This is a genomic window from Bacillus sp. Marseille-P3661 (assembly GCF_900240995.1).
Taxonomy (GTDB): domain Bacteria; phylum Bacillota; class Bacilli; order Bacillales; family Bacillaceae_J; genus OESV01.
In genome coordinates this window covers 224,703-238,331 of record NZ_LT965957.1, presented here as the reverse complement: position 1 = coordinate 238,331, position 13,629 = coordinate 224,703, and the positions used below count along the sequence as shown (strand labels likewise).

Sequence of the window (13,629 nt, the reverse complement as noted above, 5' to 3'; positions counted from 1 at the left end):
TTGATTGAAAGATATCGCCTAGTAAAAGACGGGGATGGCTACACAGTTATATTATTTATCGAACCAAATTCGACTGAATTTGCGAATGAATTAGGAATTAAAGATACGTTTGGTAAACGTCAGGACGAGAAAATTCGAGCGTTTGTAAATAGAAATTTTAAAAATATAAAAGTAAAATCAGTAAAAGTTATGCTAGGTGCAACATTATTAACGACAATTTCTATGAATATAAACACACAAACTGCAAGTGCACACCAAGTTAATTTTAATATGAGTTACCTATACTTTGGTTCCACTGATTCATTTATAAAACAGGTTGAACGAACACAAGGGAATTTAAATGTAACCTCCCCGAGCTATTTTGATATTAACTCGGACGGAAGTTTAAAATTATCTTCAGACTTGAAGGACCCTAAATTTGTTAATGAGATGCATAAACAAGGTATTAAGGTAGTACCTTTCTTATCTAATCATTGGGACAGGAACTTAGGAAGAGAGGCGCTTGAAAATCGTGAACATTTGGCGCAGCAAATTGCAGATGCGATTGAGACGTACGATCTTGACGGTGTTAATGTTGATATCGAAAATGTGACTGATGCTGATCGTGAAAATTATACTGATTTAGTGAGGTTGCTACGTGAAAAAATACCTGAGGACAAAGAGGTATCTGTCGCAGTGGCAGCCAATCCGCAAGGTTGGAAAAAAGGTTGGCATGGCTCTTATGATTATAAAGCTTTATCCCAACACGCTGATTACTTAATGATTATGGCTTATGATGAAAGTTTTCAAGGTGGAGAAGAAGGCCCTGTTGCAAGTTACGATTGGGTAGAAAAATCGATACAATATGCGATTAACCAAGAAGTTCCGCCCGAGAAAATCGTATTAGGACTTGCGTTTTTTGGGCGGTATTGGATTGAAGGGCAAAGTTATGGAGGATACGGTATTTCCAACTATCGCGTTGAAGAGCTTGTGAAAAAATATAATGGTAAGGTCACTTACGATGAGAAAGCAAAATCCCCAAAAGCAATCGTTACGATTGGACCGAGCGATCCAGTGACAACAATTGCGGGTAAAGCGCTAAAGCCCGGTACATATCACATTTGGTTTGAGAACAATGAATCTATAACAAGGAAGATTGATCTTGTTCACAAATACAATTTGAAGGGTACTGGTAGTTGGAGTTTAGGGCAAGAGGATACCAGTTTATGGTATAACTTTGATATGTTAGTAAAAAATCATGATTATCAATTGGTGGCACCTGCTCCAATCCCTGAAACTCAGAAAGACCAGACTAGTGGAATTTCATCACCTACTAGTAAATTTAGGGATATTAATAAGCATTGGGCAGAAAATGACATTATTTCAATTTCGGGTAAAGGGTGGATGAATGGAATTGAAAGCAATGTGTTTGCCCCAGACAAAACGTTAACAAGGGCTGAAGCAGCTGCCATTTTAGTAAGAGCTTTAAATTTAAAAGCTAAACAACCTATCGATCCAACAACTTCTACCTTTGCTGATGTAAATAAAGGACACTGGGCAAACCACGATATAGAAATTGCAAATCAACATGGCTTAATGAAGGGAAAAGCAAAAGGACGATTTGCTCCAGATGAGGCTGTAACACGTGAAGAAATGGCGGTTATTCTTGACCGGATTTTAGAAGAATCACCAGCCATGGTAACAGAAGTAAAAGATTTTAAAGATGTAGAATCTGGACGGTGGTCTCAGTTAGCTATCAAAAAAATGAATCAACATGGAATATTCAAAGGGTTTGAAGACCAAACATTTAAACCAACTGAAAAAATAACAAGAGCTCAGATGGCATCTGTATTAAATCGTATCGCTCCTCAAATAGAAAAAGATACTAAAGGTATACTCAAAGTGAGTGTTTATGGGGAAGAAGTAAAAAGTCTGCAGTCAGATCTAGCCTTTCTTGGTTATTTCGATGAGAAAATTACAGGGTATTTTGGACAAGCGACATACGATGCCGTAATTGCTTTTCAAAAGGATCATGACTTAAGTGTAGATGGGATTGTCGGACCACAAACATTAAGCAAAATAAAAGAAGAAATTAGTAAGAAAAGTTAACTGATAATAAAAAAAGAAGTAGGTATCCCAAAAGGATACCTATTTCTTTAACAAAACAATGTTTTAGCAATATTTATTAATTAACAACGTTTTAAACTCGTTTATAGGCTTTGGTTTACTAAATAAATAGCCTTGTAGTACATCACATTTTAGATCCCGTAAGGATATTAATTGTTTTTCTTCCTCTACACCCTCTGCAACTATGATCATGTCTAGCTCTTTACATAAGATTGTAATAAATTTAATGATTGATGCACTTTCTAAATTGGAATGAATGTCTTTAACAAAGGATCTGTCGAGTTTAATGGTGTCAAATTTGTATTTTCTTAAATAGCTTAATGAAGAATATCCAGTACCAAAATCATCAAGCGCCAAATGTACGCCTAACTTTTTTAGTGATTCAAATGTTTTTACCATTTCATATTCTCGATCTAGAATCATACTTTCTGTTATTTCTACTTCAATCATTTTTCCTTCAATGTTATATTCTTTAAGAGTTGCAGCAAATTTCCCAATAAAATCTTGTTGTAAGAATTGGATAACCGAAAAATTGATACAAACTGGAATTGGCTCTATTCCTTCACCTTCCCACTGTCTAATTTGATAACAAACATTTTTCAGGACCCAATCCCCTATTGGTATAATGAATCCAAATTCTTCAGCTAAAGGTATAAAATCATTAGGAGGAACAATACCCAATTCGGGATGATTCCAACGAATCAAAGCTTCGGCACCAATAATCCTTCTTGTTATCGCGTTTACTTTTGGTTGATAATATAACTCGAATTGATTGTTCGCCAATGCTTTTCGTAGGTCATTTTGCAAGGAAAATGTCCTGAAAGTATGAGTATTTAACCGTGGGTAATACAATTGAAAATTATTTTTGCCGTTTTCTTTTATTAAGTACATAGCTAAATTTGCACTTTTTATTAAGGAGTTTAAATCTTGACCTGATTCTGGGAAAATACTAATTCCTATACTTACTGTCATGTATAGTTCAAGGTTATCTATTATATAGGGCTCATTAAAACTTTGAATTATCTTTTGTGCGATTTGTTCAGCACCATGTGCATCATCTAGTTTGGTAAGTAAAATAATAAATTCATCGCCAGCCCATCTTGCAACTAAATCTTTAGAAGTTACACATAATTTTAATGTAGAAGCAACTTTTTTTAAGACTTTGTCACCAATGTCATGTCCTAATGTATCATTTACAAATTTAAGACGGTCAACATCTATGAACAATACGGCTAAACAGCTGGTATTTTCTGTGGCATACTTTATTTCTTTATCGAGTGTTTCCTCAAATAATCTTCGATTAGGAAGGTCAGATAGGAAATCATGATAAGCCATATATTCTGCAGCTTGCTGTGCTCTTTTTTGCTCCGTAATATCTTTGCCTATTACAAAAATACCTTGATCCTCCCTGTTAGAGCTTGTAATTGGAACAGCATCAGTAGAAACTGTTTTTATACCTCCATTTTTATGTATTATTCGAAATTCTCTTGTATGTGTGTCCCCTAATAACGAAGACTTAAAAAAGCTTTCAACTGCTATTAAATCACTTGGATGGATAATCATTTCATAACCTTGACCAATTAACTCTTTTGGACCATAACCTGTTAGGTTTTCAAATCCTTTATTATAATCTAAATATTTACCGTTTTGATCAATGATGTAAATGGGAACGGAGTGTGTCTCAAATAATTTTTGATAAAGAACGCCTCTATTATCTGAAGAGATTTCAAGTTTTTTTTGATGTTTATCGAAATTTGACATATGTACCACCTTATGAGAAAGCTAACTGTGTATACTTTTAATGATTTAAGTATTCCCATATATTACCTGTTTTTATCAAGGAGTATTTTTAGCAGTGGTAATTTGTTTGATTTTATCAATTTTCTTTATGATGTTTAGACTAAATGAAATTTTGTTGAATAAATTAGTAGGGGATTTATATGATTATTTATGATATAGTAAAATTAAATTACATTTCACAGGTAGTTCAACAAGAATTACCATGGCTGAAACAACTTATTGAAAATCCGCAGAGATGCGGTAGAGGTTCTAGCTTAACCCTCTCTAAAAAACTAAGAAGAACCAGCATTTCTTTCTTAGGAATGCTGGTTTTTCTTGTACAAAGGAGTTATTTACTATGAAGAATGAAAAAGCAATTGTTGTATTTAGTGGAGGTCAAGACAGTACAACATGTTTATTTTGGGCATTGAAACAATTTAAAGAAGTGCAGGTTGTGACTTTTGATTATAATCAGCGCCATCGTTTGGAAATTGAGTGCGCACAGGATATTGCTGAGGAGTTAGGTATTAGGCACCATATACTAGATATGTCTTTGTTAAATCAATTAGCGCCCAATGCATTAACAAGAGATGACATTGAAGTTAGAGACGGCCAAAGCGGAGAATTGCCGAACACATTTGTTCCCGGCAGAAATTTGTTGTTTCTATCATTTGCAGGGGTTTTAGCTAGACAAATAGGTTTTAGGCACATTGTTACAGGCGTTTGTGAAACAGATTTTAGTGGGTACCCTGATTGTAGGGATGCCTTTATTAAATCGTTAAATGTTACATTGAATTTATCAATGGATGAGTCTTTCGTGATTCATACCCCATTAATGTGGTTAAACAAGGCAGAAACCTGGAAATTGGCTGATGAACTAAATGTATTAGATTTTGTCCGTGAAAAAACTCTTACATGCTATAACGGTATTATTTCAGACGGATGTGGTGTATGTCCTGCCTGTAAATTAAGAAAAGCAGGCCTAAATGAATACTTAAACACTCACAAGGGTGGAATGTATTATGGAAAATAGTATATTTGGTTTTAGAATAGTGGATAATTTACAAAAAATAGATAAGGATATAAAGTCAACTGAATTAAAGTATCATAACAAACGAGTGTTAGTAAGTAAGGAGTTTACGTTTGACGCAGCACACCACTTACATTGCTATGATGGAAAATGCAAAAACTTACATGGACACACTTACAAAATCATTTTTGGTATAAGTGGCTTTGTTAACGAAATTGGAATTGTCATTGATTTTTCTGATATTAAGAAGATCTGGAAGGAGGATATTGAGATTTATCTTGATCATAAATATTTAAACGAAACACTTCCCAAAATGAATACAACAGCTGAAAATATGGTTGTCTGGATATACGAAAAAATGAAAGAGTCGTTGGAGAAAAGACAAGAGCGATTCTGTGGAGCAAGAGTAGAATTCGTACGTTTATTTGAAACTCCCACAAGTTTTGCTGAAGTGAAAAGGGAGTGGATGGATATTGACTAAAATTCCTGTGCTAGAGATATTCGGACCTACGATACAAGGTGAGGGAATGGTTGTCGGAAGAAAGACAATGTTTGTAAGAACGGCTGGTTGTGATTATAAATGTAAATGGTGTGATTCTGCTTTTACCTGGGATGGATCTGCCAAGAATAGTATCCAACTAATAACAGCCGAAGAAATATACGATAAGCTGTATGAGTTAGGGAAAGGTAGTTTTGATCATGTTACAATTTCAGGAGGAAATCCTGCATTGTTATCTGATTTGGGAGAACTTTTATCTCTACTTAAGGAAAACGGGATCAAAACAGCCCTTGAAACCCAGGGTTCTAAATGGCAGCCATGGATGGTTGATATTGATGACTTGACATTATCACCTAAACCACCAAGCTCTGGTATGGTAACAGACTTTAACATATTAGATGACATCATTACAAAATTAGAAAAATATCGAAAAAATGCTAGCCTAAAGATTGTTATTTTTGATGATGATGATTTTGATTATGCCAATCAAATTTATAGGCGGTATCACAAGGTGTATCCGTTATTTCTACAAGTTGGCAATAGTGACCTATGTATGCAGGATAATCACAAACTAACGAATATATTACTTAATAAATATGAATGGCTTATTAATAAAGTTATTAATAGTTCTCATATGAAAGATGTTCGAGTTTTACCACAACTTCACGCCTTAGTGTGGGGAAACAAGCGAGGAGTTTAGTATTTTCTTGAGATGCTACTTACTTAAAAATTGGACGCTTGGATATAAATCTGAGCGTTTATTTTTAAAATTAAATAAAATACTTAATGAAATAATTTCATTGACTTCTACGAATATACCTAGTAAGGTTTAATTCTGTCTTACAAAAAATCTATCTCAAATAAATTTTTCTAAAAAAAACATTAGTTTTTCCTTGATTTTATATTATTTGGATTGTATTATGTAATATGTTGCTAAAAAAGAGCTAGTATAAAAAAAGAAGTACTAAATTATTTCGAAATAATATATTGACTTCCGCGAAGTTGATGTGATATACTAATTCTTGTCGCTGCAACAAGCGAAATGAGAAAATGATGTTTTTTGAAAACTAAACAAAATGTCAAGCGTGCAAAACAAGTTGAACTTTAGTTCAACAACCAAGTCAGTTTTAAGTTTGAGCAATCAAACCCTTTTCGGTCGACTAAAGTCCACAACATCCTGTTGTGAACGTCGACACTTGAACATCCTGTTCTTCGGAGAGTTTGATCCTGGCTCAGGACGAACGCTGGCGGCGTGCCTAATACATGCAAGTCGAGCGGATGATGAGGAGCTTGCTCCTCTGATTCAGCGGCGGACGGGTGAGTAACACGTGGGCAACCTGCCTGTAAGACTGGGATAACTTCGGGAAACCGGAGCTAATACCGGATAATCTCTTGAACCACATGGTTTAAGAATAAAAGATGGTTTCGGCTATCACTTACAGATGGGCCCGCGGCGCATTAGCTAGTTGGTGAGGTAACGGCTCACCAAGGCGACGATGCGTAGCCGACCTGAGAGGGTGATCGGCCACACTGGGACTGAGACACGGCCCAGACTCCTACGGGAGGCAGCAGTAGGGAATCTTCCGCAATGGACGAAAGTCTGACGGAGCAACGCCGCGTGAGCGATGAAGGCCTTCGGGTCGTAAAGCTCTGTTGTTAGGGAAGAACACGTACCAGTTAACTGCTGGTACCTTGACGGTACCTAACCAGAAAGCCACGGCTAACTACGTGCCAGCAGCCGCGGTAATACGTAGGTGGCAAGCGTTGTCCGGAATTATTGGGCGTAAAGCGCGCGCAGGCGGTTTCTTAAGTCTGATGTGAAAGCCCCCGGCTCAACCGGGGAGGGTCATTGGAAACTGGGAAACTTGAGTGCAGAAGAGGAGAGTGGAATTCCACGTGTAGCGGTGAAATGCGTAGAGATGTGGAGGAACACCAGTGGCGAAGGCGACTCTCTGGTCTGTAACTGACGCTGAGGCGCGAAAGCGTGGGGAGCGAACAGGATTAGATACCCTGGTAGTCCACGCCGTAAACGATGAGTGCTAAGTGTTGGAGGGTTTCCGCCCTTCAGTGCTGCAGCTAACGCATTAAGCACTCCGCCTGGGGAGTACGGTCGCAAGACTGAAACTCAAAGGAATTGACGGGGGCCCGCACAAGCGGTGGAGCATGTGGTTTAATTCGAAGCAACGCGAAGAACCTTACCAGGTCTTGACATCCTCTGCTACTTCTAGAGATAGAAGGTTCCCCTTCGGGGGACAGAGTGACAGGTGGTGCATGGTTGTCGTCAGCTCGTGTCGTGAGATGTTGGGTTAAGTCCCGCAACGAGCGCAACCCTTGTCCTTAGTTGCCAGCATTCAGTTGGGCACTCTAAGGAGACTGCCGGTGACAAACCGGAGGAAGGTGGGGATGACGTCAAATCATCATGCCCCTTATGACCTGGGCTACACACGTGCTACAATGGATGGTACAAAGGGTTGCGAGACCGCGAGGTTGAGCCAATCCCATAAAGCCATTCTCAGTTCGGATTGTAGGCTGCAACTCGCCTACATGAAGCTGGAATCGCTAGTAATCGCGGATCAGCATGCCGCGGTGAATACGTTCCCGGGCCTTGTACACACCGCCCGTCACACCACGAGAGTTTGTAACACCCGAAGTCGGTGGGGTAACCTTTTGGAGCCAGCCGCCTAAGGTGGGACAGATGATTGGGGTGAAGTCGTAACAAGGTAGCCGTATCGGAAGGTGCGGCTGGATCACCTCCTTTCTAAGGAAGAATTACGAAGACGCGCTTAGACATTTTGTTTAGTTTTGAGAGAGCATTCTCTCTATATTGTTCTTTGAAAACTAGATAGCAATAACATTCATATTTACTGTAGAAAAGTTCTTATTAAAATCTTGATGATTAAGATCATCTTAGGTTAAGTGAATAAGGGCGCACGGTGAATGCCTTGGCACTAGGAGCCGATGAAGGACGGGACTAACACCGATATGCTTCGGGGAGCTGTAAGTAAGCTTTGATCCGGAGATTTCCGAATGGGGAAACCCACTGTTCGTAATGGAACAGGATCTGTACCTGAATACATAGGGTACTGAAGGCAGACCCGGGGAACTGAAACATCTAAGTACCCGGAGGAAGAGAAAGCAAACGCGATTTCCTGAGTAGCGGCGAGCGAAACGGAAGAAGCCCAAACCAAGAGGCTTGCCTCTTGGGGTTGTAGGACACTCTATACGGAGTTACAAAGGAACGAAGTAGGTGAAGTGGTTTGGAAAGACCAGCCGAAGAAGGTAACAGCCCTGTAGCTGAAACTTCGTTCTCTCTTGAGTGGATCCTGAGTACGGCGGGACACGTGAAATCCCGTCGGAAGCTGGGAGGACCATCTCCCAAGGCTAAATACTCCCTAGTGACCGATAGTGAACCAGTACCGTGAGGGAAAGGTGAAAAGCACCCCGGAAGGGGAGTGAAAGAGATCCTGAAACCGTGTGCCTACAAGTAGTTGGAGCCCATTTATGGGTGACAGCGTGCCTTTTGTAGAATGAACCGGCGAGTTACGATCCCGTGCAAGGTTAAGTCGAAGAGACGGAGCCGCAGCGAAAGCGAGTCTGAATAGGGCGATTGTAGTACGTGGTCGTAGACCCGAAACCAGGTGATCTACCCATGTCCAGGGTGAAGTCCAGGTAACACTGGATGGAGGCCCGAACCCACGCACGTTGAAAAGTGCGGGGATGAGGTGTGGGTAGCGGAGAAATTCCAATCGAACTTGGAGATAGCTGGTTCTCCCCGAAATAGCTTTAGGGCTAGCCTTAAGGTAAGAGTCTTGGAGGTAGAGCACTGATTGGACTAGGGGCCCCCATCGGGTTACCGAATTCAGTCAAACTCCGAATGCCAAAGACTTATCCTTAGGAGTCAGACTACGAGTGATAAGGTCCGTGGTCAAGAGGGAAACAGCCCAGATCACCAGCTAAGGTCCCAAAGTATACGTTAAGTGGCAAAGGATGTGGAGTTGCTTAGACAACCAGGATGTTGGCTTAGAAGCAGCCACCATTTAAAGAGTGCGTAATAGCTCACTGGTCGAGTGACTCTGCGCCGAAAATGTAACGGGGCTAAACGTATCACCGAAGCTGTGGATTGACACTTACGTGTCAGTGGTAGGGGAGCGTTCTAAGGGCTTTGAAGCTAGACCGGAAGGACTAGTGGAGCGCTTAGAAGTGAGAATGCCGGTGTGAGTAGCGAAAAGACAAGTGAGAATCTTGTCCATCGAAAGCCTAAGGTTTCCTGAGGAAGGCTCGTCCGCTCAGGGTTAGTCGGGACCTAAGCCGAGGCCGAAAGGCGTAGGCGATGGCCAACAGGTTGATATTCCTGTACCACCTCTTTACCGTTTGAGCAATGGAGGGACGCAGGAGGATAGGGTAAGCGCGCTGTTGGATATGCGCGTCCAAGCAGTTAGGCTGGTAAGTAGGCAAATCCGCTTACCACATAAGCTGAGCTGTGATGGCGAGGGAAATATAGTACCGAAGTTCCTGATTCCACACTGCCAAGAAAAGCTTCTAGCGAGGTAGAAGGTGCCCGTACCGCAAACCGACACAGGTAGGCGAGGAGAGAATCCTAAGATGCGCGAGAGAACTCTCGTTAAGGAACTCGGCAAAATGACCCCGTAACTTCGGGAGAAGGGGTGCTCTGATAGCGTGCAAGCGCGAGAGAGCCGCAGTGAATAGGCCCAAGCGACTGTTTAGCAAAAACACAGGTCTCTGCGAAGCCGCAAGGCGAAGTATAGGGGCTGACACCTGCCCGGTGCTGGAAGGTTAAGAGGAGAGGTTATCCTTTTCGGAGAAGCTTTGAATCGAAGCCCCAGTAAACGGCGGCCGTAACTATAACGGTCCTAAGGTAGCGAAATTCCTTGTCAGGTAAGTTCTGACCCGCACGAAAGGTGTAACGATTTGGGCACTGTCTCAACGAGAGACTCGGTGAAATCATAGTACCTGTGAAGATGCAGGTTACCCGCGACAGGACGGAAAGACCCCGTGGAGCTTTACTGCAACCTGATATTGAATTTTGGTACAGCTTGTACAGGATAGGTAGGAGCCTGAGAAGCCGGAGCGCCAGCTTCGGTGGAGGCATCGGTGGGATACTACCCTGGCTGTATTGAAATTCTAACCCGCGCCCCTGATCGGGGCGGGAGACAGTGTCAGGTGGGCAGTTTGACTGGGGCGGTCGCCTCCTAAAGAGTAACGGAGGCGCCCAAAGGTTCCCTCAGAATGGTTGGAAATCATTCGTAGAGTGTAAAGGCACAAGGGAGCTTGACTGCGAGACCTACAAGTCGAGCAGGGACGAAAGTCGGGCTTAGTGATCCGGTGGTTCCGCATGGAAGGGCCATCGCTCAACGGATAAAAGCTACCCCGGGGATAACAGGCTTATCTCCCCCAAGAGTCCACATCGACGGGGAGGTTTGGCACCTCGATGTCGGCTCATCGCATCCTGGGGCTGTAGTCGGTCCCAAGGGTTGGGCTGTTCGCCCATTAAAGCGGTACGCGAGCTGGGTTCAGAACGTCGTGAGACAGTTCGGTCCCTATCCGTCGTGGGCGTCGGAAATTTGAGAGGAGCTGTCCTTAGTACGAGAGGACCGGGATGGACACACCGCTGGTGTACCAGTTGTTCTGCCAAGAGCATCGCTGGGTAGCTATGTGTGGACGGGATAAGTGCTGAAAGCATCTAAGCATGAAGCCCCCCTCAAGATGAGATTTCCCATTACTNAGATTAAACGAATGCGCCCGTAGCTCAATTGGATAGAGCCTCTGACTACGGATCAGAAGGTTATGGGTTCGACTCCTGTCGGGCGCGCCATTTCGGGAAGTAGCTCAGCTTGGTAGAGCACTTGGTTTGGGACCAAGGGGTCGCAGGTTCGAATCCTGTCTTCCCGACCATGTAATTACTTTGGGGCCTTAGCTCAGCTGGGAGAGCGCCTGCCTTGCACGCAGGAGGTCAGCGGTTCGATCCCGCTAGGCTCCACTTAAATTATTACATTTGAATTATGGCGGTGTAGCTCAGCTGGCTAGAGCGTACGGTTCATACCCGTGAGGTCGGGGGTTCGATCCCCTCCGCCGCTATTTAATAGTATGGAGGAATACCCAAGTCCGGCTGAAGGGATCGGTCTTGAAAACCGACAGGCGGGTTAAACCGCGCGGGGGTTCGAATCCCTCTTCCTCCGCCATATTATTATGGCTCGATAGCTCAGTCGGTAGAGCAGAGGACTGAAAATCCTCGTGTCGGCAGTTCGATTCTGTCTCGAGCCACTTTAAATTTTATATGGAGGGGTAGCGAAGTGGCTAAACGCGGCGGACTGTAAATCCGCTCCCTGTGGGTTCGGCAGTTCGAATCTGTCCCCCTCCACCATTGATTTAGGGGCATAGTTTAAAGGTAGAACAGAGGTCTCCAAAACCTCCGGTGTGGGTTCGATTCCTACTGCCCCTGCCAAAAAACATGGCGACCGTGGCGAAGTGGTTAACGCACCGGATTGTGGCTCCGGCATTCGTGGGTTCGATTCCCATCGGTCGCCCCATTATTTATTGGGCTATAGCCAAGCGGTAAGGCAACGGACTTTGACTCCGTCATGCGCTGGTTCGAATCCAGCTAGCCCAGCCAATTTATTAATAATTAGCGGGTGTAGTTTAGTGGTAAAACTACAGCCTTCCAAGCTGTTGTCGTGGGTTCGATTCCCATCACCCGCTCCATTTAAACATGGGCCTGTAGCTCAGCTGGTTAGAGCGCACGCCTGATAAGCGTGAGGTCGATGGTTCAAGTCCATTCAGGCCCATATTTTTCCACAGTAGCTCAGTGGTAGAGCTATCGGCTGTTAACCGATCGGTCGCAGGTTCGAATCCTGCCTGTGGAGCCAAACGGAGAAGTACTCAAGTGGCTGAAGAGGCGCCCCTGCTAAGGGTGTAGGTCGGGTAACCGGCGCGAGGGTTCAAATCCCTCCTTCTCCGCCAGTAGATTTTATTAATATGGCCCGTTGGTCAAGCGGTTAAGACACCGCCCTTTCACGGCGGTAACACGGGTTCGAATCCCGTACGGGTCATAAAAAAAGATCAAGAGAAAATATTTCTCTTGATCTTTTTTATTATAAAGAACTCGTAATAGTTATAGGCTGTAAGAGTAATTTCTACAATACAGGTAGTAATGTTATTTTCCAATATATACATTTAGACTTATTTTATATTTTATATTATAATTCATATAAACTACCCAGGAAATGGGGGGATTTATAATGAAACATAGAATAGAATTAATTAGTTCTTTTGAAGAATGGTTAAATGATAAAGGAAAAACCGAAAATACGATAAAGACATATATAAATGTAATTACAAAGTTAAGTTTATGGTTAGAAGATAACAAAAAAAATCTAACTAATTTATGCCGAGAAGATATTCAGAACTATATGGATGAGCTAAAATTACAAGGAAAGACAGCATCAACAGTTGATAAAGTTTTTGCTAGTATAAGAGTTTTTTCACAATATAGAAATATGCCTCAAATTGTTGAAAATATTAAACGAATACAAAAAGAAAAAAATATATATCAAACAGCACCTGACTGCCTAGATAAAGATGAACAAGAACATCTACTTTATGAAGTTGAAAATGATAAAGACCTGAGGAATATAGCTATAGTGAACATGTTATTATATACAGGCATTCGAATCTCAGAACTTTGTAATTTAGATTTTGAAGATGTAGAAATATATGGCCAAAAGGGAACAGTTACAGTAAAAGGGGATAAAGCAAGAAAAATTCCGATACCTAAAGACGCGGTATTTCATCTACAACATTACATGAGTACATGCACCGAGCAGAGCCGACCGTTTTTTGTATCTAAACAAAATAAGCGTTTAACTATAAGAACAGTACAGTATATGCTGGAAAAGTATAATACTAATCCTCATAAATTGCGTCATACATTTTGTCAAGATCTTATCAAAAAGGGGTTAGATCTATCAATAGTGGCACAACTCGCAGGATATAATGATCTTAATATGGTGAAAAGATATAAACATAGGTGCACGACCATTGCTTAATTTTAAAATGACACACCAGGATGCTTTGTCTTGGTTGAATAAAAAAACACTTTTATGCTCAGGAAAGGCATAGAAGTGTTTTTTTATTATTATTAAACTCGTTAATGGGTAGCCAGTCAGGAAAGAACAGTAATAAAATTTAGATAAAAGTT

General features: G+C 41.7%; 6 protein-coding genes, 14 tRNA genes, 2 rRNA genes and 1 riboswitch. Of the genes, 21 read left to right on the top strand and 1 reads right to left on the bottom strand.

Annotated elements, in window-relative coordinates; genetic code table 11:
- A complete protein-coding gene (locus C1724_RS22335; RefSeq protein ID WP_102348957.1) occupies positions 1-2,088 on the top strand; it encodes an S-layer homology domain-containing protein in 2,088 nt (695 codons plus the stop codon).
- 63 nt (positions 2,089-2,151) lie between these two features.
- Here the strand turns inward: C1724_RS22335 and C1724_RS22330 are convergent, their stop codons facing one another.
- Positions 2,152-3,867 carry a sensor domain-containing protein gene (locus C1724_RS22330; RefSeq protein ID WP_102348956.1) on the bottom strand — a complete coding sequence of 572 codons (1,716 nt, stop codon included), beginning with the start codon at positions 3,865-3,867 and terminating at the stop codon, positions 2,152-2,154.
- Positions 3,868-4,143: 276 nt separating this feature from the next.
- A riboswitch (PreQ1 riboswitch) is annotated at positions 4,144-4,188 on the top strand.
- A gap of 55 nt (positions 4,189-4,243) precedes the next feature.
- Here C1724_RS22330 and queC point away from each other — a divergent pair.
- The 20 genes from queC (at position 4,244) to C1724_RS22225 (ending at position 13,477) form a co-directional block, all read left to right on the top strand.
- Positions 4,244-4,918 (top strand): 7-cyano-7-deazaguanine synthase QueC, encoded by a 675-nt coding sequence (queC, locus tag C1724_RS22325; RefSeq protein WP_102348955.1) that lies wholly within the window; start codon positions 4,244-4,246, stop codon positions 4,916-4,918.
- Positions 4,908-5,396 (top strand): 6-carboxytetrahydropterin synthase QueD, encoded by a 489-nt coding sequence (gene queD / locus C1724_RS22320; RefSeq protein ID WP_102348954.1) that lies wholly within the window; start codon positions 4,908-4,910, stop codon positions 5,394-5,396. The genes queC and queD overlap by 11 nt, the downstream gene beginning before the upstream one ends.
- The gene (queE, locus tag C1724_RS22315) at positions 5,389-6,114 is read left to right on the top strand and encodes a 7-carboxy-7-deazaguanine synthase QueE (protein WP_142386584.1); all 726 of its coding nucleotides are present in this window, start codon (positions 5,389-5,391) and stop codon (positions 6,112-6,114) included. The genes queD and queE overlap by 8 nt, the downstream gene beginning before the upstream one ends.
- Before the next feature lie 509 nt (positions 6,115-6,623).
- Positions 6,624-8,172, top strand: a 16S ribosomal RNA gene (locus C1724_RS22310).
- 152 nt (positions 8,173-8,324) lie between these two features.
- Positions 8,325-11,206, top strand: a 23S ribosomal RNA gene (locus C1724_RS22305).
- The 16S and 23S rRNA genes sit together here with 14 tRNA genes alongside, the layout of an rRNA operon.
- A gap of 44 nt (positions 11,207-11,250) precedes the next feature.
- A tRNA-Pro gene (locus C1724_RS26515) sits at positions 11,251-11,327 on the top strand.
- Positions 11,328-11,339: 12 nt separating this feature from the next.
- Positions 11,340-11,412: transfer RNA gene (locus C1724_RS22290), tRNA-Ala, on the top strand.
- A gap of 24 nt (positions 11,413-11,436) precedes the next feature.
- Positions 11,437-11,510 (top strand) — tRNA-Met (locus C1724_RS22285).
- An 11-nt stretch (positions 11,511-11,521) separates the two neighbouring features.
- Positions 11,522-11,614 (top strand) — tRNA-Ser (locus C1724_RS22280).
- Positions 11,615-11,623: 9 nt separating this feature from the next.
- Positions 11,624-11,696, top strand: a tRNA-Phe gene (locus C1724_RS22275).
- Between the two features lie 15 nt (positions 11,697-11,711).
- Positions 11,712-11,796, top strand: a tRNA-Tyr gene (locus C1724_RS22270).
- A 7-nt stretch (positions 11,797-11,803) separates the two neighbouring features.
- A tRNA-Trp gene (locus C1724_RS22265) sits at positions 11,804-11,877 on the top strand.
- A 9-nt stretch (positions 11,878-11,886) separates the two neighbouring features.
- A tRNA-His gene (locus C1724_RS22260) sits at positions 11,887-11,962 on the top strand.
- A gap of 8 nt (positions 11,963-11,970) precedes the next feature.
- Positions 11,971-12,045, top strand: a tRNA-Gln gene (locus tag C1724_RS22255).
- Positions 12,046-12,060: 15 nt separating this feature from the next.
- A tRNA-Gly gene (locus C1724_RS22250) sits at positions 12,061-12,134 on the top strand.
- 9 nt (positions 12,135-12,143) lie between these two features.
- A tRNA-Ile gene (locus tag C1724_RS22245) sits at positions 12,144-12,217 on the top strand.
- A 6-nt stretch (positions 12,218-12,223) separates the two neighbouring features.
- A tRNA-Asn gene (locus tag C1724_RS22240) sits at positions 12,224-12,298 on the top strand.
- 3 nt (positions 12,299-12,301) lie between these two features.
- Positions 12,302-12,392, top strand: a tRNA-Ser gene (locus C1724_RS22235).
- A 17-nt stretch (positions 12,393-12,409) separates the two neighbouring features.
- Positions 12,410-12,481 (top strand) — tRNA-Glu (locus C1724_RS22230).
- Positions 12,482-12,670: 189 nt separating this feature from the next.
- Complete coding sequence (locus C1724_RS22225; protein WP_102348952.1) at positions 12,671-13,477, top strand: tyrosine-type recombinase/integrase; 807 nt, start codon at positions 12,671-12,673, stop codon at positions 13,475-13,477.
- Positions 13,478-13,629 lie beyond the last annotated feature (152 nt).